21 protein-coding genes are annotated in these 21,033 nt (G+C 63.9%); 15 read left to right on the top strand and 6 right to left on the bottom strand.

Annotation, left to right across the window (positions count from 1 at the left end; translation table 11 throughout):
- Positions 1 to 243: 243 nt before the first annotated feature.
- On the top strand, positions 244 to 837 hold the full coding sequence (locus IVA88_RS01145) for a L,D-transpeptidase (RefSeq protein ID WP_247495462.1): 594 nt from the start codon (positions 244 to 246) through the stop codon (positions 835 to 837).
- A 60-nt stretch (positions 838 to 897) separates the two neighbouring features.
- Positions 898 to 1,935: an amino acid ABC transporter substrate-binding protein gene (locus IVA88_RS01140; protein WP_247495488.1), complete on the top strand. Its 1,038-nt coding sequence runs from the start codon at positions 898 to 900 to the stop codon at positions 1,933 to 1,935.
- Between the two features lie 261 nt (positions 1,936 to 2,196).
- Here the strand turns inward: IVA88_RS01140 and IVA88_RS01135 are convergent, their stop codons facing one another.
- Positions 2,197 to 3,336: an acyl-CoA dehydrogenase family protein gene (locus IVA88_RS01135; protein WP_247495461.1), complete on the bottom strand. Its 1,140-nt coding sequence runs from the start codon at positions 3,334 to 3,336 to the stop codon at positions 2,197 to 2,199.
- Between the two features lie 126 nt (positions 3,337 to 3,462).
- Positions 3,463 to 4,665, bottom strand: a complete 1,203-nt coding sequence (locus IVA88_RS01130; protein WP_247495487.1) for an acyl-CoA dehydrogenase family protein — start codon at positions 4,663 to 4,665, stop codon at positions 3,463 to 3,465.
- Between the two features lie 147 nt (positions 4,666 to 4,812).
- Between IVA88_RS01130 and IVA88_RS01125 the strand changes: the two genes are divergently transcribed.
- Positions 4,813 to 5,355, top strand: coding sequence for a carboxymuconolactone decarboxylase family protein (locus tag IVA88_RS01125; RefSeq protein WP_247495460.1), 543 nt, complete (start codon positions 4,813 to 4,815; stop codon positions 5,353 to 5,355).
- Positions 5,356 to 5,448: 93 nt separating this feature from the next.
- The gene (locus IVA88_RS01120) at positions 5,449 to 5,943 is read left to right on the top strand and encodes a VOC family protein (protein ID WP_247495459.1); all 495 of its coding nucleotides are present in this window, start codon (positions 5,449 to 5,451) and stop codon (positions 5,941 to 5,943) included.
- 87 nt (positions 5,944 to 6,030) lie between these two features.
- Here IVA88_RS01120 and IVA88_RS01115 read toward each other — a convergent pair whose 3' ends face one another.
- Both IVA88_RS01115 and IVA88_RS01110 read right to left on the bottom strand, forming a co-directional pair.
- Positions 6,031 to 7,278, bottom strand: coding sequence for an MFS transporter (locus tag IVA88_RS01115; RefSeq protein ID WP_247495458.1), 1,248 nt, complete (start codon positions 7,276 to 7,278; stop codon positions 6,031 to 6,033).
- 141 nt (positions 7,279 to 7,419) lie between these two features.
- Entirely contained in the window at positions 7,420 to 8,667 is a 1,248-nt protein-coding gene (locus IVA88_RS01110) for an MFS transporter (protein WP_247495457.1), read from the bottom strand.
- Positions 8,668 to 8,885: 218 nt separating this feature from the next.
- On the opposite strand from IVA88_RS01110, the gene IVA88_RS01105 reads away from it, so the two are divergent.
- Entirely contained in the window at positions 8,886 to 10,952 is a 2,067-nt protein-coding gene (locus IVA88_RS01105; RefSeq protein WP_247495456.1) for a prolyl oligopeptidase family serine peptidase, read from the top strand.
- Positions 10,953 to 11,066: 114 nt separating this feature from the next.
- Here the strand turns inward: IVA88_RS01105 and IVA88_RS01100 are convergent, their stop codons facing one another.
- On the bottom strand, positions 11,067 to 11,738 hold the full coding sequence (locus IVA88_RS01100) for a DUF938 domain-containing protein (protein WP_247495455.1): 672 nt from the start codon (positions 11,736 to 11,738) through the stop codon (positions 11,067 to 11,069).
- Positions 11,739 to 12,010: 272 nt separating this feature from the next.
- On the opposite strand from IVA88_RS01100, the gene soxX reads away from it, so the two are divergent.
- The 10 genes from soxX to IVA88_RS01050 all read left to right on the top strand — a co-directional run bounded on the left by soxX (position 12,011) and on the right by IVA88_RS01050 (position 19,607).
- On the top strand, positions 12,011 to 12,364 hold the full coding sequence (soxX, locus tag IVA88_RS01095) for a sulfur oxidation c-type cytochrome SoxX (RefSeq protein ID WP_247495454.1): 354 nt from the start codon (positions 12,011 to 12,013) through the stop codon (positions 12,362 to 12,364).
- 37 nt (positions 12,365 to 12,401) lie between these two features.
- Positions 12,402 to 12,887 carry a thiosulfate oxidation carrier protein SoxY gene (gene soxY, locus IVA88_RS01090; protein WP_247495453.1) on the top strand — a complete coding sequence of 162 codons (486 nt, stop codon included), beginning with the start codon at positions 12,402 to 12,404 and terminating at the stop codon, positions 12,885 to 12,887.
- A 15-nt stretch (positions 12,888 to 12,902) separates the two neighbouring features.
- Positions 12,903 to 13,214: a thiosulfate oxidation carrier complex protein SoxZ gene (gene soxZ, locus IVA88_RS01085; protein ID WP_247495452.1), complete on the top strand. Its 312-nt coding sequence runs from the start codon at positions 12,903 to 12,905 to the stop codon at positions 13,212 to 13,214.
- Positions 13,214 to 14,077, top strand: coding sequence for a sulfur oxidation c-type cytochrome SoxA (gene soxA, locus IVA88_RS01080; protein WP_247495451.1), 864 nt, complete (start codon positions 13,214 to 13,216; stop codon positions 14,075 to 14,077). The genes soxZ and soxA overlap by 1 nt, the downstream gene beginning before the upstream one ends.
- Positions 14,074 to 14,379, top strand: a complete 306-nt coding sequence (locus tag IVA88_RS01075; RefSeq protein ID WP_247495450.1) for a hypothetical protein — start codon at positions 14,074 to 14,076, stop codon at positions 14,377 to 14,379. The genes soxA and IVA88_RS01075 overlap by 4 nt, the downstream gene beginning before the upstream one ends.
- 55 nt (positions 14,380 to 14,434) lie before the next feature.
- Positions 14,435 to 16,186: a thiosulfohydrolase SoxB gene (gene soxB / locus IVA88_RS01070; protein ID WP_247495449.1), complete on the top strand. Its 1,752-nt coding sequence runs from the start codon at positions 14,435 to 14,437 to the stop codon at positions 16,184 to 16,186.
- The gene (locus IVA88_RS01065; RefSeq protein ID WP_247495448.1) at positions 16,183 to 16,641 is read left to right on the top strand and encodes a hypothetical protein; all 459 of its coding nucleotides are present in this window, start codon (positions 16,183 to 16,185) and stop codon (positions 16,639 to 16,641) included. The genes soxB and IVA88_RS01065 overlap by 4 nt, the downstream gene beginning before the upstream one ends.
- Before the next feature lie 272 nt (positions 16,642 to 16,913).
- Complete coding sequence (locus tag IVA88_RS01060; RefSeq protein WP_247495447.1) at positions 16,914 to 17,951, top strand: MBL fold metallo-hydrolase; 1,038 nt, start codon at positions 16,914 to 16,916, stop codon at positions 17,949 to 17,951.
- Positions 17,952 to 18,039: 88 nt separating this feature from the next.
- Positions 18,040 to 18,210 carry a hypothetical protein gene (locus IVA88_RS01055; protein ID WP_247495446.1) on the top strand — a complete coding sequence of 57 codons (171 nt, stop codon included), beginning with the start codon at positions 18,040 to 18,042 and terminating at the stop codon, positions 18,208 to 18,210.
- 188 nt (positions 18,211 to 18,398) lie between these two features.
- Positions 18,399 to 19,607, top strand: a complete 1,209-nt coding sequence (locus IVA88_RS01050) for an MFS transporter (RefSeq protein WP_247495445.1) — start codon at positions 18,399 to 18,401, stop codon at positions 19,605 to 19,607.
- 80 nt (positions 19,608 to 19,687) lie between these two features.
- Here IVA88_RS01050 and IVA88_RS01045 read toward each other — a convergent pair whose 3' ends face one another.
- Positions 19,688 to 20,998 carry an MFS transporter gene (locus tag IVA88_RS01045; protein WP_247495444.1) on the bottom strand — a complete coding sequence of 437 codons (1,311 nt, stop codon included), beginning with the start codon at positions 20,996 to 20,998 and terminating at the stop codon, positions 19,688 to 19,690.
- Between the last annotated feature and the right edge of the window lie 35 nt (positions 20,999 to 21,033).

Raw genomic sequence — 21,033 nt, 5'->3', positions numbered from 1 at the left:
TTGGCCGGGCTTGTCCGGGCATGACGGCGTTTGTGAATGCAAGTTTGGTCGCCCCACACTAAGCGAGGCCATGGCTACTGCTTTTCGCGCCATCCCCCGTTTGTGGCATTGCGCGGGGTCCGTCAAAAAACCAAAGCATTCTCGTGACATATGGTCTAAGGGTGCCTTGAACTTGCCATGAAGAGGGCCCTCAGATTTGATGGTTCCAGATGATTTGGCCTTGGCCGTGGGGGAGAGCTTGAAATGACGGATTTTCGTCGCCTGACCGGGATGTTTGTGGCTGCGATCGGCTTGGTCCTGGCCATCCCGCATGCCTTCGCCCAGCAGCCCGACCGCGGCGACGAGCCGGGCCTGGTGGCCGACGACGCCTATGAGCTCGATCCGGAATGGCAGAAGCAGGTCGTCTACTTCCGCACCACCGAAGCACCCGGCACCCTCATCATCTCGACCGCCGAACGGCATCTCTATCTGGTGCAGCCCGGCGGCCGCGCTATCCGCTACGGCATCGGCGTCGGCCGCGATGGTTTTCAGTGGCAGGGGCTGGTGAACATCACCAACAAAAAGGAGTGGCCGGACTGGACGCCGCCGCCGGAGATGATCCAGCGCCAGCCCTATCTGCCGCGCTTCATGGCCGGCGGCCCCGGCAATCCGCTCGGCGCGCGCGCCATGTATTTGGGCACCACAGTCTATCGCATCCACGGCACCAATCGGCCCGACACGATCGGCACCAAGGTCTCCTCGGGTTGCTTCCGGCTCGTCAACCGCGATGTCGCCGATCTCTACGATCGCGTCCCTGTCGGCACCAAGGTGGTCATCCGGCAGAAGCCCGAGCTCTGATCTTCTCTTCCCACCTTCGTCCAGAATTCCTTTTCCCGATTATTTCGAGAGAGCAACATGATGCGCAGTTTTCGAGGCGGCCTGCTGATCGGGCTCGCGGTTGCCGTGCTGGTCGGCGCCCTGGCGGTGATCTACGAGTTCTACGACACCCGCACGCTGAAGCGCACCGTGCGCCGCGGCGAAGTGCTGTGCGGCGTCAACAAGGGCCTGCCGGGCTTCTCGATTCCCGACGACAAGGGCAACTGGACCGGCTTCGACGTCGATTTCTGCCGCGCGGTGGCCGCAGCGATCTTCAATGATCCGGCCAAGGCGAAATTCGTCGCGCTCGATGCCAACGAGCGCTTCAAGGAATTGCAGAGCCGGAAGGTGGACATCCTCTCGCGCAACTCGACCTGGAGCATGGCGCGCGAGCTCGACTACGATCTCTATTTCCCCGCGGTCGCCTATTACGATGGCGCAGGCTTCATGCTACCGCGCGCCCGCAACAAGGAAACCGCACTGGACCTGACTGGCAGCAAGGTCTGCGTCCAGACCGGGACCACCACGGCGCTCAACGTCGCGGATTACTTCCGTGCCAACAACATGAAGTATGAAGAGGTGAAGTTCGACAAGCTGGACGACGTCGTGAAAGCCTATGATGCCGGCAAATGCGACACGCTGAGCGCCGACGTCTCCCAGCTCTACGCGCTGCGGATCAACCTAGCGAAGCCCGGCGACCACATGATCCTGCCGGACATGATCTCCAAGGAGCCGCTCGCCCCCGTCGTGCGTCAGCGCGATGACGACTGGATGATGATCGTGAAGTGGACGCTCTACGCGATGATCAACGCCGAAGAGCTCGGCGTATCCTCGGAGAACATCGACGAGGCCCTGAAGTCGAAGAAACCGGAAGTGATGCGGCTGGTCGGCACCGAGGGCAATTACGGCGAGCAGCTCGGCCTCACCAAGGATTGGGTCGTCCGCATCATCCGCAACGTCGGCAATTACGGCGAGATGTACGAGCGCAATATCGGCGAGAAGTCGAAGCTGAAGATCCCGCGCGGGATGAATCAGCTGTGGAACGCGGGCGGCGTGCAGTACGCACCGCCGATGCGGTAGAGCAAGGTCTCTCTGCTGTCGTTGCGAGCGGAGCGAAGCAATCCAGGGTCTTTCCAAGACGAAAGTCTGGATTGCTTCGTCGCAAGTGCTCCTCGCAATGACGAGCTTGGGGCAGGCGCTGTCTGCCTGCTCCGCTGTCATCGCCCGGCCTTGACCGGGCGATCCAGTATTCCGAGACATCAATCGCATACTGAGGGGCTGCGGCGTACTGGATCGCCCGCATTCGCGGGCGATGACACCGAATGCGACGCAACGGTGCGCCTAATATCCCCGCGCCCTTGCCAGCTGCTCGGTGTGGTAATTGGCATCCCCGAACAATTCCTCGCACACACGCGCGCGCTTCATGAAGAAGCCGATGTCGAACTGGTCGGTCATGCCCATGCCGCCATGCATCTGCACGCCTTCCTGCACCGCGCGCGTGGCGGTGGTGCCGGCACGCGCTTTGGCCACCGCGACGGCTGAGGCGGCCTTGGCTATGTCCGTATCCAGCGCCTGAAGCGCCTTCATCACGGCGGCGCGGGTGATCTCGATGTCGACATAGAGTTCGGCAGCGCGGTGCTGCAGCGCCTGGAATTCGCCGATCAGCTTGCCGAACTGCTTGCGGCTCTTCAGGTATTCGACGGTTCGGTTGAATACCTCTTCGCTCAGGCCCACCATTTCGGAGGCGACCGCGCCGCGCCCGATATCGAGCACGCCGTCGAGCAGCGTTGCGCCCTGATCGACTTCGCCGAGCACGCTGTCGGCATTAACCTCGACATTGGCGAGCTCGATCCGCGCCGCATTGTGCGCGTCGACCATGATGGTGCGCTCGATCGCAACGCCCTTGGCCTTGGGATCGACAAGGAACAGCGTCAGCCCCTCGCGCTCGCCGGCCGAGCCCGCGGTGCGCGCGGCGACGATGAGGAGATCAGCGACGTGACCGTCGACCACCAGCGCCTTGGCGCCGGAGAGCCTGAAACCGTTGCCGGCGCGCACGGCCTGGAGGCTGGTCTGGAGCGGGCGATGCTTTGCGCCCTCGTCAATCGCGAGCGTCGCGAGCAGCGAGCCGTTGGAGATTTTTGGCAGATGCTCCGACTTCTGCCCGGCATTGCCGCCACGGTTCAGTGCCGAAGCCGCGACCACGCTGGTGGCGAGGAAAGGCGACGGCATCAGCGTGCGGCCGATCTCCTCCATCACCACGCCGGCCTCGACATAGCCGAGGCCGCTGCCGCCGAACTCTTCCGGCACCAGCAAGCCGGCAAAACCCATCTCGGCGAAGGAATGCCAAAACTCCCTAGAGAAGCCGGTGGGATCTTTGCTATCGCGCAAGCTGCGCAAATGCGACACCGGCGCCTTGTCGCTGATCAGCCCGCGCGCGCTGTCGCGGAGCATCGATTGTTCTTCGGTGAGGACGAGGGCCATGTGCAAGGTCTCTAACGTCTGACGGAATGCATTTTTGTCGCTGTCATTCCGGGGCGCGTCCAAGACGCGAACCCGGAATCTCGAGGTTCCGGGTTCGCGCTTCGCGCGCCCCGGAACGACGGTGAGTTAGGCCCCTGGCAGATCCAGAATGCGCTTGGCGACGATGCCGAGCATGACCTCGGTCGTGCCGCCCTCGATCGAGTTGGCCTTGGTGCGCAGCCAGGCGCGCGGACGAGCTCCTTGCTTCGAACGCTCGCTCTCCCATTCCAGCGCATCGAGGCCGCCGGCCGACATCAGAATCTCGTAACGGCGCTTGTTGAGCTCGGTGCCGTAATATTTCATCGCCGACGAGAATGCCGGATGGGCCTGGCCCGCCTTGGCGAGATCGACCGCGCGCTCGGCGCAAGCCGCAAGTGCGGCTTCGTCGACGTCGAAGCTGGCGATCCGGCCACGCAGCATCGCATCGTCGAGCCGTCCCAGCGCATCGGTACCGACGGAATCGGCCGCGATCTGGCCCAGCGGACGGCCGACGCCGCGCTCGCCCATGCCTGATATCATCGCACGCTCGTGCTGGAGCAGATATTTTGCGACGTCCCAGCCGCGGTTGACAGTGCCGACCACATGCGATTTCGGCACGCGAACATTGTCAAAAAAAGTCTCGCAGAACGGCGAATAGCCGGAGATCAGGAGGATCGGTTTGGTCGAGACGCCCTTCGAGGCCATGTCGAACAGGATGAAGCTGATGCCGTCGTGCTTCTTCGCGGCGGGATCGGTGCGTACCAGGCAGAAGATCCAGTCGGCGTAGTTGGCATAGGACGTCCAGATCTTCTGGCCGGTGATGACGAAATCATCGCCGTCGCTCTCGGCGCGGGTCTGGAGCGAGGCGAGATCAGAGCCGGCGTTCGGCTCGGAATAGCCCTGGCACCAGCGGATCAGGCCCGCCGCGATTTTCGGCAGGTGCTCCTTCTTCTGGGCGTCGTTGCCGTATTTGAGCAACGCCGGCCCGAGCATCCAGATGCCGAAGCTCGACAGCGGCGGACGCGCACCCATCCTGGCCATTTCGGCGCGCAGCACCTTGTGCTCGGCTGGGCTGAGGCCACCACCGCCGTATTCCTTCGGCCAGTCCGGCACGGTCCAGCCCTTGTCGCGCATGCGCTCGAACCAGATGCGCTGCGGCTCGGACGAGAATTTTGCGTTGCGTCCGCCCCAGAACACGTCGGCGTCGGAGCTCGCGGGCTTGCGCATTTCCGGCGGGCAGTTCGCCTCGAGCCAGACACGTGTTTCGCTGCGGAATGTTTCGAGATCGGCGGTCTCGGCATCGCCTGTCATGTCGCTCATGGATCGTTTCCATCAATCTAAATCGGCTTGTTGGCCGCGACTCTGGGCCAAGCTCCCGCGGAATTCAACCACTTCCGTGTCACGCATCCGCTATAGTCGCGGCGACGGCGAAGCTTGAAAAACAAAGAGGAAACAGCAATGCGCCTGAAGCTTCTTTCGCCTGGCGAAATGAACGAGAGCCAGCGGCAGACCTATGACGAGTCGATTGCCGGCAAACGCGGCAAGCCGCCGGCGCCGATGATGGCCTGGCTCAACAGCCCCGACATGGCGCGACACGCCACGCGGCTCGGCGAGGTCCTGCGCTACGACACGATTTTCCCCGCAAAACTTTCGGAGATCGCGATCCTGGTGACGGCGCGGCACTGGACCGCGCATTACGAATGGTACGCGCACAAACGCCTGGCGCTTGCCGGCGGCATGGATCCGGAAATCATCGACGCGATTCGCGATCGCCGCACGCCTGAATTCGACGATCCCAAGGGCAAGATGATCTACGACGTCGCGAAATCGCTGCATGAGGGTCATGGGGTCGAGAAGGGTCTCTACGACGAGGCGGTGCAATTGCTCGGCGAGCGCGGCGTGGTCGAGGTGATCGGGCTGTGCGGCTATTACGCGCTGGTGTCGATGACGCTGAACACATTCGAGTTCGGCCTGCCCGACGGCGAGATCTCGGAGCTCTGATAGTTTCGCATCTGGAAACGATGGGTTTCGGGATAGGGCAGTAGCACTGTTCCGAGGCTCGCCTTATGTGGACATTGTCAACGGAGCAGCCACATGTCGCAGAACCAAGCCGTCGCCGCCGGCACCCGGATCGGCCACGTTCACCTCAAGGTCGCCGATCTCGATCGCGCGCTCGGCTTCTATTGCGGCGTGCTGGGCTTCGAACTGATGCAGCGCATGGGCTCCGGCGCGGCCTTCATCTCGGCCGGCGGCTACCATCACCACATCGGGCTCAACACCTGGGAGAGCAAGGGCGGCTCGCCGCCGCCACCGGGAACGACCGGACTCTATCACACTGCAATCCTCTATCCGACGCGGCCCGCGCTGGCGGATGCGCTGCACCGCGTGCTCTCGGCCGGCATTGCGCTGGATGGGGCCAGCGACCATGGCGTGTCCGAAGCGCTCTATTTGCGCGATCCGGACCAGAATGGCGTGGAGCTGTATCGGGACCGGCCGAGAGAGCAATGGCCGTTCGGGCCGGACGGCAAGCTCGCGATGTTCACGAAGCGGCTGGATGTGGAGGAACTGCTGAAGCAGCGCGAGGCGTGAGCCTCGCTCCCTCCCCTCGTCATTGCGAGGAGCCTTCGCGACGAAGCAATCCAGACTGCGCCTGCGGAATGACTCTGGATTGCTTCACTACGCTCGCAATGACGGCACATGGTGCGGCGTCCCGCGCACCATGATCAACGCCGCCGCCACCACCTCCAGCGCGATGCAGAGATAGAACGGCAGAGAATAGCCGCCTGAAAAGTCGCGCAGGAAGCCGACCACGCCGGGGCCGAACGCATACGTCACCTGGTTGATCGCGGTGTTGAGGCTGATCAGCACGCCGAACGAGGCGGAATCGAATTCCTGCTGCACGATCAGCGACGGCAGCGTGATGAGATTGCCGACCGAGAAGCCGAATAATGCGCAGGCGGCGATCAGCACGTAATCATTGTGCAGATTGATGACCACGAGAAGCGCCGCGGCCTGGCTCAGGAACGACAGCGCCGAGGCGAGCCGCTGGTTGATGCGGTCGATCACCAGCGAGAACAGCACCCGGCCGATCACCGCCATCGCGGTCAGCACGGCAACTGCGACGGCCGCGCGCTCGCGCCCGATCACGGGATCGAGGAACGAGATCAGGTGCACGATGAAGCCGACCTGCGCGAACAGCACCAAAGCAAAGGCAATGGTCACTGTGAGGAAGCCGACATCGCGTAACGCCTGGCTGCGGATCTGCGCCGACGATTGCGGCTTCGCCTTCGTCGCTGCGCGCCGACCATGGAGATCAGGCGGACGGCCGACGACAATCAGGATCACCGGCACGAGCAGCGCCAGCATGGCGCCTGCGACGACAAACATCGCGCTGGCGAAGCCGATATGACCGATCAAGGTCACCAGCAGAGGCACGCCGACAATGCCGCCGAAGCTTGCGCCGTTCAGCGCGAGGCTGATCGCCATGCCGCGCTTCTGGTCGAACCACAGGCTGATCGTGTTGGTGATCATGGCCAAACTCGTGCCGGCCCAGCCGAGGGCGAGCACGGCGTTGGCCAGATAAAGCTGCCACGGCTCGCGCACCGCGCCGATCGCGACCGCTGCAGCCGACATCGCCAGCGTGCCCGCGATCAGGCCGAGGCGCGGGCCGTATTTGTTGACGGCCTCGCCGACGAAGACGACGAGCAGCGCACCGAACAGATAGAAGAACGTCGTGCCGGATGAGATCAGCGAGGCCGACCAGCCGTGCGCACGCTGAAGCTCCGCGACATAGACGCTCTGGCCGTAGAAGCCGAGCCCCCAGCCGAAGGTCGCGAGCAGGAAGCAGACCGCAACGATGCGCCAGCCTTCGTAGCGGAGCGAGGATTCGTCGATCGATGCGTCGTGCCGGGGATTGTCGAGCATTTGCGCTTGTCCTTCTTTTCCCCCGCGAGCGCCTTGCTTCACGCTCGCCTGTCCATGACGAGCATCATGTAACGACCCAGGCCCCGGAAATCACTTCGGCCTGGATCGAAGTATCAACGTTGCTGACAGCCTCCTGCCACCTCAGATCGCATCCGGGAACTCGCCCATGGCCTCGTCCAGCCGCGCTTTGCGGCGGCGAGCCCAGGACGCGAGCGAGAGCACGGCGAGGCCGAGCACGACAGGCGGAAACACCACCATATTCACCGCGGACCAGCCGTAACTGGCGAGCAATTGGCCGGACGAGAACGAGCCGATCGCCATCATGCCGAACACCAGGAAGTCGTTGAAGGCCTGCACCTTGTTGCGCTCCTGCGGCCGGTGCGTCTCCAGCACCAGCGCGGAGGCGCCGATGAAGGAGAAATTCCAGCCGATGCCGAGCACGATCAGCGTGGCCCAGAAATGCACCGCGGTGATGCCTGATAGCCCGATGCCAACTCCGCCGGCCTCGAGCAGCAGGCCGACGGCAACGATCCTCCGTGCGCCGAAGCGAGCGATCAGCGCACCCGTGAAGAAGCTCGGCCCGTACATGGCCACGATGTGCCATTGGATCCCGAAATTGGAATCGGAAACGCTTAGGCCGCACAGCTTCATCGCAAGCGGCGCCGAGGTCATCACCAGATTCATTATGGGGTAGGAGATGACGCCGCACAGCGCCGCCGCGATGAACCGCGGCTGGGTCACGATCTCGAGCAGCGGCCGCCCGCCGTGAAGATCGGCCGGTGCCGGTCTCGGCATGTCGACCCCGGCGACGATGCCCATCGCGACCAGCGCGACAGCAGCCTGGACCAGGAAGCTGAAGGCGAACAGATAAGGCTGCCAGACATCCATGGTCCATTGCACGAGCTGCGGACCGAGCACGCCGGCGAACACGCCGCCCGCCATCACCCAGGACACGGCTTTCGGCCGATAGGCCGCACTGGCGCCGTCGGCAGCAGCGAAGCGATAGGACTGCGCCACCGCGCCGTAGAGGCCGCCAAGAAAGGTCGCCAGACAGAAAAATGGAAACGAAGCGTGCAGGATCGCGAAGCAGCCGAGCAGGCCGGTCAGCGCGCCCACACCGGTGCCGACGACGAAAGCCACGCGGCGGCCGAAGCGGCGCGATATCGCGCCGGTCGGCAACGTGCCGGCGGCGAGCCCGAGCACATACATCGAGATTGGCACGGTCGCGAACGAGACGTCGGGTGCAAGCGTCGCACCGACGATCGAGCCCGTCGCGAAGATCACCGCCGAGTTGGCGCCGGTCAGCGCCTGCGCGGCGGCAAGGCGCACCACATTGGCGCGCACGCGGGCGTCGGCGGCGATCTCATCGGCTGCAGTCACATCCAGCATCGGCATTTCCGCCCCAACGGGCTTTCGAGGGGCTTTCAAAGGCCTTCAAGGGCTCGCTTGATCCCCGGCACTATGGCGGGGCACGGGAGGGCGGGCAACCGGCGCAAACGGGCGCAGGCCATGCCTCTGACGCAATCGGGCGGATGATAATGGGCCGCGCACTTGACGGCTTGCGCTCCATCAAATCCTATCCGCCGCGATCTTCCGGAGTTTCGTTCATGTCCGTCGACGACAGGCCTACGCTCAGCGCTCCCGACGACGATCCCTGGCTCTGGCTGGAGGAGATCGAAGGCAAGCTGGCGCTCGATTTCGTCGCGCGGCAGAACAGCCTGACGCTCGACGCGTTTGGTGGAAAAGCGTTCGAGCGCGATCGCGACATCCTCGCGGCGATCTACGATCGTCCCGACAACATCCCCTATGTCAGCCGGCGCGGCGACGACCTGCACAATCTCTGGAAGGACGCGACCAACCCGCGCGGCCTGTGGCGGAAGACTTCGCTCGCGGAGTTTCGCAAGCCGCATCCGGCGTGGGAGATCATGCTGGATGTCGACCAGCTCGCGGCGCGTGAGGGCGAGGACTGGCTGCTGAGTGGCATCACCACACAGCCGGGAAGCTCGCGAGCGATTTTGAGCCTGTCGCGCGGCGGCAGCGACGCCGTCACGTTGCGGGAGTTCGACCTCGATACCAAGAATTTCGTTGAGGACGGATTTGCGCTGTCGGAGGCCAAGGGCGGCGCCGATTGGCTCGATGCCGACACGTTGCTGCTGTCGAGCGCCTATGGCGAAGGCATGGCGACGAGTTCGGGATATTCGCGCACCGTTCGGCTGTGGCGGCGCGGCCAGCCTGTCGATCAGGCGCAGAGGATCATCGAGACCACGGCGGATCATATCGCGATCTCCGGCATGGTCGACGACACCGCAGCGGCCCCGCGCAGCTGGATCATCGACCAGATCGACTTCTTCAATCATGCGATCTGGCTGCGCGATGCCGACGGCACGACGACGAAGCTCGATCTGCCGACCGGCGTCTGGATGCAGGCACATGGCAACTGGTTCGCGATGAAGCTGCGCGAAGCCTGGTCAATCCAGGGGAGAATTTATGCCGCCGACACCGTGCTTGGCATGTCGCTCTCGGCATTCCTCGCCGGCAGCCGCGATTTCGCGATCCTGTTCGCGCCGGAACCTCGCCGCGCCCTACAGGGTCTGTTCTGGGCCGGGGCCAAGCTGGTGCTGTCGATCCTCCACGAGCTCCGGCCGCGATTCGAGATCTGCACGCCATCGGCCACGAGCTGGAGCCGCGAGACACTCGGCGGGCTGCCGCAGATCGGCGTCGTCGATGTCTGGCCGCTGGACCGCCATCCCTCCGAGAGCAATGGCGACCTGCTGGCCAATGTGCAGGATCCGCTGACGCCGCCGGCGCTGCTGCTGATGGAGCGCGGCGTCGCGAGCCCGACCGTGTTGAAACAGGCGCCGAAAACGTTCAACGCCGACGGACTCGTGGTCACCCAGCACGAGGCGATCTCGATCGACGGCGAGCGCATTCCCTATATCCAGACCGGCCCCGCTGGCGAGAGCGGCGATGCGCCGGTCTATATGAGCGCCTATGGCGGCTTCGCCCATTCGGTGAAGCCGTACTACAATCCGTCGCTCGGCAAGCTGTGGCTGGAGCGCGGTGGCACCACGGTGCAGGCGAATCTGCGCGGCGGCGGGGAGTTCGGCACGCGCTGGCACGATGCCGGCCGGCTCGCCGGCAAGAAGCTGTCGCATGATGATTTCGCCGCGGTCGCCGCCGATCTCGTTCGCCGCGGTGTGACCACAGCAAAGCGCATCGCCGCGCAGGGTGGATCGAACGGCGGCATCCTCATCACCAACATGCTGGTGCGATACCCCGAACGTTTCGGCGCGCTGTTCTGTACCATCCCGCTGATCGACATGCGCCGTTACACAAAGCTGCTCGCCGGCGCGAGCTGGATCGCGGAATATGGCGATCCCGACAAGCCTGAGGAGTGGGACTGGCTGAAGACCTATTCCGCCTATCACAACGTCAAAGCCGGCCAGCCCTATCCGCCGATCCTGATCGCCACCACGCGGCGCGACGACCGTGTCCATCCCGGCCATGCGCGCAAGATGGCAGCAAAGCTCCAGGCCATGGGCTACGAGGCCTGGTTCTACGAGCCGGAAGCGGGCGGCCACGGCTACGGCAAGGACAACAAGGAGCGCGCCGGCTTCGAGGTGCTTGGCTTTCGGTTCTTGAAGGACAAGATCGGCTGGCTGGATGAAGGCTAGCGCTTGGGCGCAGATGCCTCCGCGTCGTCATGGCCGGGCATGTCCCGGCCTCCACGCCTCGGCCTAGTGCATGAAGAACGTGGATGCCCGGGACAAGCCCGGGCATGACAACCTCTATCGCGCAAACACCAACGTGAAATTATTCGCCGGCATGTCGACCGTATCGACGAGGCGGAGGCCCACCCCGCGCGCGAGCGTCTCGACATCGCTGATGTCGCGCACGCCCCAGTCGGGATTGCCTTCACGCAAGGACGTGTCGAACACGGCGTTGCTGAGCGCCGTGTGCTTGCCATCGCGCTTGAAGGGGCCGTAGAGGAACAGCTTGCCGTCAGCCCGCAAATAGCGGCCGGCACCGGCGAATAAGCCCTCGGCTACCTCCCATGGCGCGATGTGGATGACATTGGCGCAGAACACGGCGGCAAGACTTGTCGGCGCCTGCCCATTCTTCATCTCCGGACACCAGTCGGGATCGGTGAGATCGATCCGCAGCGGGCTGCGGATGTTTTGCAGGCCGGCATGAACGCGCCAGGCCTCAATGCTCTTGAGGTGGCGCTGGTTGAGATCGCTGGGCCACCAGATCAGGCCGGGCGTGTGACGGGCGAAGTGGACCACATGCTGGCCGGTTCCGCTGCCGAGCTCGACCACGTTGCCGGTGCAGCCGGCGAGATACTTTTCCAGTGCCGCCCAGAGCGCCTCGTGATTGCGATGAAATGCCGGCGCATCGAGCCGCCCGTCCGACTCGACCCGACCGCCATCCCTGCCGAATTCGACGACATATTCAGCCAAGTGAGGTCCCCTTGAAAAAACGAGAACGCGATGAAAACAGGATGAGCGCCCAAACGCCCTGGAAACAGCCGGCCGACGCCTTGGCCCTTAACTTCTAGGCCAAACTCGTGGGCCAAATCGGCTGAACAAATAATCTCTTTAGTTGCAATGCGGAAGACATTAACTCCATTTTGTCGCGTGCATAGTCTTGATTGTCAGGCGATGCCCTTTGTGCTTTGGAAACACTATATTGCGCCAACGAGATCATCGATATAACGCCTTGGAATGATGCCTTGACCGCCCTTTCCCGGAAGCCTCTGTTCCTCATGCTGGCCATCGTCGCCAGCCTCGCCGCGAGCCCGGCGCGGGCGCAGTCCGCCGTGGCGGACGGCCAGAAACTCGCTTTCGACCGCGGCAAGGGCAATTGCCTGACCTGCCACGTCATCAAGGGCGGCGACCTGCCGGGAACGATCGGGCCGGAACTGAAGGACCTCAAGGCCAAATACCCCGATCGCAACGAGCTCACCGCGATCATCTTCGACGAGACCAAGCGCAATCCGCAGACCATGATGCCGCCATTCGGCCGGAACCGGATTTTGACCGAACAGGAGATCAGCGCGATCGTTGATTTCCTGCAGACCCTGTGACCGCCGGCACGCCAAGAGATTGGTTAGGAGACCTTTGATGACCGCCTTCACCGGCCCTTTCGCGACGCGGCGCCTGATCCTTCAGGGCGCAGCCTCGGTCGCGCTGCTCGGCCTCGGCAACCTGCCGTTCACACCCGCGCGCGCCGCAGCCAACGACAAATATCCGGAAGAGGCCTTCAAGCAGAAGAGCGAGGCGGATGCCGTCAAGGCACTCTACGGCAAGACCGCCGAGCCCTCCGACAAGGTCAAGCTGGATGCCCCCGAGATCGCCGAGAACGGCGGCGTCGTGCCGATCTCGGTGACGACGACGCTCGACAAGGTCACCTCCATCTCGTTCTTCGTGGCCGAGAACCCGAGCGCGCTGGCTGCGAGTTACAAGATTCCCGACGGCACGATCCCGAGCATTGCCAACCGGCTGAAGATGGCCAAGACCACCAACGTGGTCGCGATCGTGGAAGCCGACGGCAAGCTCTACAGCGCGACCAAAGAGGTCAAGGTCACCGTCGGCGGCTGCGGCGGCTAAGCGAGGAAGATCGAGATGGCATCCAGCATTCGCGTCCGCGCCACCGCCAACGGCGACATCACCGAAGTGCAGGCGCTGATCCAGCATCCCATGGATACCGGCTTGGTCAAGGACGCCAAAGGCGAGCTGATCCCGGCGCATTACATCCAGCAGCTGAAATTCGAATGTAACGGCAAGGACGTCTTCGTTGCCGATTGGGGCACCGCGGTCTCGAAGGACCCCTACGTCAAGTTCAGCTTCAAGGGGGCCAAGAAGGGCGACGACCTCAAGGTCTCCTGGACCGATAACAAGGGTGGGTCGGACACGACCACCGCGAAGATCTCGTGATGAAGGCCCGCTCTTCCATCCTGCTTGGCTCGTTGAGCGCCGCGCTTGTCGCGTTCGCCCTCACCTCTGCGCGCGTGGTTGCGGCCGACAAGATCGATCCCGTTGCCGATGCGAAAGCGTTCCAGAACTTCTTCTTCCAGAAATTCCCGACCGTGAAGCACGAGGATTTCGTCAACGGCCCCTATTCGATGAACGAGGACATGAAGCGGCAGTGGCAGGAGAAGGAGGAATTCCCGCCCTACGAGTTCGCGCTCGACGCCGGCAAGGAGATGTTCGCCACCCCGTTCAAGAACGGCAAGACCTATGCCGACTGCTTCCCGAACGGCGGCATCGGCATCCGCCAGAACTATCCTTATTTCGACGAGAAGGAAGGCAAGGTCGTCACGCTGGAGCTGGCGCTCAACCGCTGCCGCGAGGCCAATGGCGAGGCGCCCTATTCCTATGTCAAGGACGAGATGGCCTCGCTCACCGCCTACATGGCCTTCACCTCGCGCGGCAAGCCGATGGACATCAAGATTCCCGACGATCCCCGCGCGCTCGCGGCGTTCGAGAACGGCAAGCGCTATTTCTACACGCGCCGCGGCCAGATGAATTTCTCCTGCGCGAGCTGCCATGTGCAGAGCCCGGGCGAGCGCATCCGCGCCGAGATCCTGGCGCCGGCGCTCGGCATTTTGAACGCGATGCCGATCTACCGCTCCGAATGGAGCGGCATGGGCACGACCAGCCGCCGTTTCGTCACCTGCAACAGCCAGACCCGCGCGGTTCCGCTGGACCCGCAGGCGGATGAATATCGCGACGTCGAATATTTCCTGTCCTACGTCGCCAACGGCCTGCCGATATCAGGACCTGGAGCGCGGCCATGAAGCTGTCACTTCCTCTCGCCATGCTGCTTGCCCTAAGCCTCGCGCCGGCGGCGCGCGCGGCAAATGAGGCGGATTACAAGTCGGCCTATTCCGCCGCCGAAGCCGCATCGAAGGAGGCTGCCAGCTTGCGCCACCAATGGACCGTGACCGTCTCGGCGCTGGCCGCAGCGAAGAAGGCGGGCGATGGCGGCGATTTCAACCGCGCCGTGGCCGCAGCCAAGGAGGCCGAGGCGCTGGCCAAGGCCTCGATCTTCCAGGCGATTTCCGAAAAAGAAGCCTGGAAGGCGATGGAAATCCGCTAGACTGTCCGCTCTTGCAACAGCCTTGCGACCATGAGAGGGCGCGGAGAATTTCTGGATGGCGATCCGCCGCCGCGATTTCCTGAAGAGTGCAGGTCTTGCTGCCGCATCGCTCAGCCTGCCGCGGCCTGCGCGCGGCACTGAGGCCGCGAGCATTTACGACATCGAACGGTTCGGCAATGCGCGCATCCTTCACCTCACCGACACGCACGCACAACTCAATCCGGTCTATTTTCGCGAGCCCAGCGTCAATATCGGGATCGGCGAGATGGCGGGACGGCCGCCGCATCTGGTCGGCCGCGCCTTTCTCGACCATTTCGGCATCAGGCCCGACAGCGCGGATGCCTATGCCTTCAGCTGCTCCGAGTTCGAGAAGTCCGCAGGCCGCTTCGGCAAGCTCGGCGGCTTCGCCCATCTGAAGACCCTGATCGACCGCTTGCGCGGCGACGTCGGCGAATCACGTTCGCTCCTCGTCGACGGCGGCGATCTCTGGCAGGGCACAGGACTCGCCAACATGCTGCAGGGCCGCGACATGGTCGAGGCCGCAAACCTGCTCGGCATCGAAGCGATGACCGGGCATTGGGAATTCACCTATGGCGAGCAGGCGCTGCGCGACAATCTCGAGCGCTTCAGGGGTGAGTTTCTGGCGCAGAACGTTTTTCTCACCGAGGAAGCCGCATTCAACGACGCCGCCGCGTTCGACAAGGCGACGGGGCGCGTGTTCAAGCCCTCGGTGATCAAGGAGCTCGGCGGCCATCGCGTCGCGATCGTCGGTCAGGCCTTCCCTTACGTGCCGATCGCGCATCCCAAGCGGTTCACGCCGGACTGGTCCTTCGGCATCCGCGAGAAAGAGCTCCAGAAGCATGTCGACGGCTTGCGCGGCACCGACAAGGTCGATGCGGTCATCCTGCTGTCGCACAACGGCATGGACGTCGATCTCAAGCTCGCAAGCCGCGTCACCGGCATCGACGTCATCCTCGGCGGCCATACCCATGATGCGATCCCGCAGCCGATCGCCGTGAAGAACGCGAGCGGCACGACACTCGTCACCAATGCCGGCTCCAACGGAAAATTCCTGGCCGTGCTCGACCTCGCGCTCGACAAGGGCAAGGTCAGCGACGTCAAATATCATCTGCTGCCGGTCTATTCCGAGCTGTTGAAACCCGATCCTGGGATGGCCGAACTGATCGGCCGGTTGCGGGCGCCCTTCGTCACCGACTGGTCGGAGAAGATCGCAACGCCCGATCGCCTGCTGTATCGCCGCGACAATTTCGCCGGCCCGGTCGACGAGCTGATCTGCACCGCGCTGCGCACCGAGCTCGACGCCGAGGTCGCGCTGTCGCCGGGCTTCCGCTGGGGCGTCACCGCGCTGTCCGGCCAGGCGGTGACGATGGAGGATTTGCTCGCGGAAACCGCGATCAGCTATCCCGAGACCTACGTGCAGGAGATGACCGGCGCGCAGATCAAGGACGTGCTGGAAGACATCTGCGACAATCTCTTCAACGCCGATCCTTATTACCAGCAGGGCGGCGACATGGTGCGCGCCGGCGGGCTCAGCTACACCTGCACGCCGACGGCTGCGATCGGCAACCGCATTTCGGAGCTGCGATTCAATGGCGGTAAGGCGCTCAGCGCCAGCCACCGCTACAAGATCGCGGGCTGGGCCTCGGTCAACGGGCAGCAAGGCGCGCCGGTGTGGGATGTGGTGGCCAAATATCTGCGCTCGGGCCGGATGTTTCAGGAGCGGCTCGGCTCCGGCGTCACGCTGAAAGGCGTCGAGGGCAATCCGGGCATTGCAGGACAGGGATGATGCGGTCGCAAATCCTGGCCACGACGCTGGTCGCGCTGCTCGCCTTCGTTGCCACGCCGCTCGCTTATGCGCAGCAGGTGCCGCTCCAGGACAAGCCGTTCGCCGAGCACAAGATCGTGCTGCAGCTCTCGGATGGCGATGCCAGGAAGCAGGCGCTGGTTCTCAGCGTCGCCAACAATTTGCTGAAGGCCTACGACCCCGACAAGGTCGCGATCGAGGTAGTGGCGTTCGGTCTCGGCATCGATCTTCTGTTCACCGGCAGCGAGCGTCGCAAGCAGGTGGAGAGCCTGATCGCGCAAGGCGTCCGCTTCGACATCTGCCTCAACACCATCGACACGATCGAGCGGGAGACAGGCAAGCGGCCGGAGTTCATCCCTGCCGCCACGCCGGTGCAGGTCGGGGTCGGGCAGATCCTGTTTCTGGCCGAGAACGGGTACACATTGGTGCGGCCCTGAGCCTTTGCCGGGGCAAAGCGTCGCGGCACACTCGGTGTCATCGCCCGCGAAGGCGGGCGATCCAGTACTCCGAGACGGCGAGGGGTACGGAAAGGCCGCGGCGTACTGGATTCCCCGCCTTCGCGAGGAATGACAGCGGTGGCCAAGGTGACGCCCATCCGCCCATCACGGGAATAAAAATCTTCTAAATTTTACTGCCAATACAGTGAATTGCTTCTCTTCCCGGCCCGAAGCGTAGTAGAATTTCGGAGTAATTCACGCCGGGCCTTGCCATGATCTTCCGCCAGCTCTTCGACAGTGCTTCGGGCACCTACAGCTATCTCCTGGCGAGCCGCCCCGGCGGCGAGGCGCTGATCCTCGATCCCGTGCTGGAGAAGGTCGACCGCTACTGTCAGCTGCTGCGCGAGCTCGACCTCAAGCTGGTCAAGGCGGTGGACACGCATCTCCACGCCGACCACGTCACCGGCCTCGGCGAGCTACGCGACCGCACCCATTGCATGACCGTGATGGGCGACCAGACCAAGGCCGACGTGGTGGCGATGCGGGTCGCCGACGGCGACAAGGTGACGATCGAGGGCCTCTCGCTCGACGTGATGTACACGCCCGGCCACACCGACGATTCCTATTCCTATCTGATGGGCGACCGCGTCTTCACCGGCGACACGCTGCTGATCCGCGGCACCGGCCGCACCGATTTCCAGAACGGCTCGTCGCGCGCGCAGTACGATTCGATCTTCAACCGCCTGCTCAAGCTGCCGGACGAGACGATGGTGTTTCCGGCACATGACTACAAGGGCGACACCGTCTCCACCATCGGCGAGGAAAAGCGTTACAATCCGCGGCTCCAGGTGCGCTCGGTCGACGACTATATCGAACTGATGGCCAATCTGAAGCTGCCCAATCCCAAGATGATGGACGTCGCGGTGCCCGCCAACATGCATGTCGGCCTGCATCAGGAGGAGCTCGAGAAGGAGGGCCGCGCGCTCAGCGCCGTCGAGGCAATCCGCTCGCTCGGCCGTCCTGATATCCTGCTGGTCGATTTGCGCGAAACCAATGAGCGGATGAAGCACGGCATGCTGGAAGGCGCGCTGCATACGCCCTATCCGTCCGTTGAAGAGAGCCTCAAGCCGGGCGGCATGCTGCGCGAGGTCGCGGCCGCCACCCGCCGCCGCGTCGTGTTCTTCTGCGCCTTCGGCGAGCGCTCGGCGATGGCGGTGGCCGCCGCCAAGGAGGCCGGGCTGACCAACACCGCGCATATTGCCGGCGGCATCGACGCCTGGAAGAAGGCCGGCGGGCCGGTGGTGCGCTGACGAGCTTGCCGACGGCTTGAGATAAGTCAGGAACCGCACATATCTTCCGGATAGGATCGGGTGCAGCATCACCATCCCGGGACCAGCCATGGCCAAGATCGGCAAGCCGAGCGAGCCGCCCAAAATTGCGAACGACAAGCAAGCGGAAGACAAGGCGAAGAAGCCGCCGCCTCCGCCTGACACTGAGGACGATTACGAAGACGGCGACATCGCGACACCGAAGCGTGACCGCTACGGCCCGGATGACGAGCCGGTGTGAGTAGCGGCAAGCGGCGCGCGTTTTCATCGGCCTCGCTCCTCATCTCTGCCGTCGTCTTGACCAGGCGAAAGCCAGAACGACGCGAGGGGAATCGCCTTGCCCGCGCTACTGCCATGCGCTTGCGTTCATGGACAAATAACCGCTCTCCCCGATAATTTGCGCTCCCTCGGGGAGGAAACGGAACTGCAATGGTCGACGTTCTCGCCGCACCGCAGCAAGGCAAGGCCGACAGTGCGCTGCGCACGCTGACGGGAATTTCGATCGCGCATTGGGTCAGCCATTTCCATCTGCTGGTCCTGCCGATGCTGTTTCCGTTCCTCAAGAATCAACTCGGCGTCGGCTATATCGAACTCGGCTTCGCGCTGACCGTGTCCGCCGTGATATCGGGGCTGACGCAGGCGCCAACCGGCTATCTCGTCGATCATTTTGGCGCGCGAAAGATTTTGCTGGGCGGCCTCACCCTCGGCGGCTTCGCGCTGATCCTGCTCGGCCTGCACCTGAGCTACACCTCGCTGATCGCCTGCGCCGTGCTGCTCGGGCTCGCCAACAGCGTCTACCATCCCGCCGATTACGCCATCCTCGCCGAACACATGGACGAAGCGCGGATGGGCCGCGCCTTCTCGATCCACACTTTTGCCGGCTATTTTGGCGGCGCGGTCGCACCCGCAATCGTCGCCGCGCTGGTCACTCTGTCCGGCGGCGCCGGTGCGCTGATCGCATCGGGCGCGATCGGCGTTCTGGTCGCGCTGTTGCTGGTGACCATGAACATTCCCGATGCCGGCGCGCACAAGACGAAGCCGGGCAACGAGAACGCACCCAAACAGGCCGTGATCACGCCGGCGCTGATCACGCTGACGGCGCTGTTCATGCTGCTCAGCCTGTCGGTCGCGGGCATCAATAATTTCGGCGTGGTGGCGCTGATGAGTGGCTATGGCGTGACCTATTCCGCGGCCAATGTCGCGCTTACCGCGTTCCTCGGCGCAAGCGCCGCCGGCGTGCTCGCGGGCGGCTTCCTTGCCGACCATACCGAGCGCCACGGCTATGTCGCCGCCGCCTGCTTTGCCGCGAACGCGGCGATCGTGCTGCTGATCGCGCTGGTCACGCTGCCGGGATGGGCGCTGACCGCCACGATGGCGAGCGCGGGATTCCTCTCCGGCGTGATCGCGCCCTCGCGCGACATGCTGGTGCGCAATGCAGCGCCTCCCGGCGCGGCCGGCCGCGCCTTCGGCATCGTCTCCACCGGCTTCAATCTCGGCGGCATCGTCAGCCCGCTGCTGTTCGGCTGGATCATGGACCAGAGCGCGCCGCATTGGGTGTTCGGGGCGTCCGTGATCTTCATGGTCGCCACGGTGGTGCTGTCGCCGTTCACGGAGCGGAAGCCGCGGCCCCAAACCTAGTCGTGGTCCCGTGCCTGAAGCGCAATGGCGCATCAGGCACGGGACGCCGGTTGTTGATTGGATTCGCGGAGGTCGGCCCCTTACGTCGGCGACACCGCGCTCTTCAGCGGCGCGGCCTGGGGAGCAGCACCACCGGTCAGCCTGGCCTTTTCCGTGTTCGGCCAAAGCAGAAGCAGCCCGAGCAGACCGGAGCCGACCATGATCGCGGCGTTGATGGTGAAGCCGGTCAGGTAGCCGTCGAGCATGCTGCCGGCACGCTGGATCACGCTGCCCATCACGAGCGGCGCGATGATGCCCGAAAGCGTATAGAGCGCACCGTAGATCGCGAGAATCGCACCACGCTGCGACGTTGGCGTGAACTCGCCGAGCATGGGCGGGCAGACGACGTAGATCGCGCCGCACAGGCCGGAGCCGACCACGAGCAGGGCGATCTGGAGGCCCGCGCCTTGGACTTGCGGCATCATCGCGAGGATCAGGCCGCCGACGATCAGCGGCACCGAGCCGAGCACGCCGCGGGAGATCCGCGACGTGTAGCCGCGCGCCAACATCACCTGCGAGATCCAGCCCGTAAGAATGACGATGGTTGCCCCGAACACCCAGGGCAGGATCGAGACGAAGCCCGCCTGAGACTGCGAGAAGCCGAGGCCCTTGACGATGAAGGGCGTGAACCAGGTGAGCCCGAGCGACAGCGCCCAATAGGCGCCGAAGGTCGCGGTCACACAGCCAATGAAGGTGCGCGATGTCAGGAGTTGGAGATAGGGTATTTTCGGTTCGATCACGGCCGATGCGTGGGTGTCGAGCGGGCCTTCCTTGCCGAGTGTGAGCCACGCGGCTACCCAGATCAGGCCGACGATTCCGAGGGCGCCGAACGCATAATGCCAGGAATGATTGACGATGACCCAGTTCAGCGCTGGGACCGCCAGGATGACACCAAAGGCCGAACCCTGCGACAGGATCGCGGTCGGCATCGTGCGCTTCTCGTCGGGGAACCATTTGTAGATCGCGTGCATCGCCACCGCGGCCGCCGGGCCTTCGCCGGCGCCGAGCACGATGCGGCAGATCAGGAGCGTGGTGAAAGAAACGGTGCCGACCATCGGAAACTGCGTCAGCGCCCAGATCACCGCGAGCGTCAACAGCACCCAACGGGTCGGCACCTTGTTGACGATGAAGCCGACCACGATAGCCGAGATCGAGAACAGGAAGAAGAACGACGAGCCGAGCAGACCGAACTGCTCCGGCTCGAGCTTCAGCTCGGTCATGATCGGAACGCCGGCGAGACCGACGACGATCTTGTCGGCGAAGTTCACCAGCATGAAAAGGAACAGGAGAAATGTGACGGTCCAGGCACCCTTTGGCGTTTCCGCGGACGTTTCCTTGGACGTCCCTGTCATCTTGCCCGCCGCGGGCCCCGTTCCCTGAGCGCTCA

Source organism: Bradyrhizobium sp. 149, assembly GCF_023073915.1.
In the GTDB taxonomy this organism is placed as follows: domain Bacteria; phylum Pseudomonadota; class Alphaproteobacteria; order Rhizobiales; family Xanthobacteraceae; genus Bradyrhizobium.
Note: the sequence above shows the minus strand (reverse complement) of the source record. Positions and strands in the feature narration are given on the sequence as shown.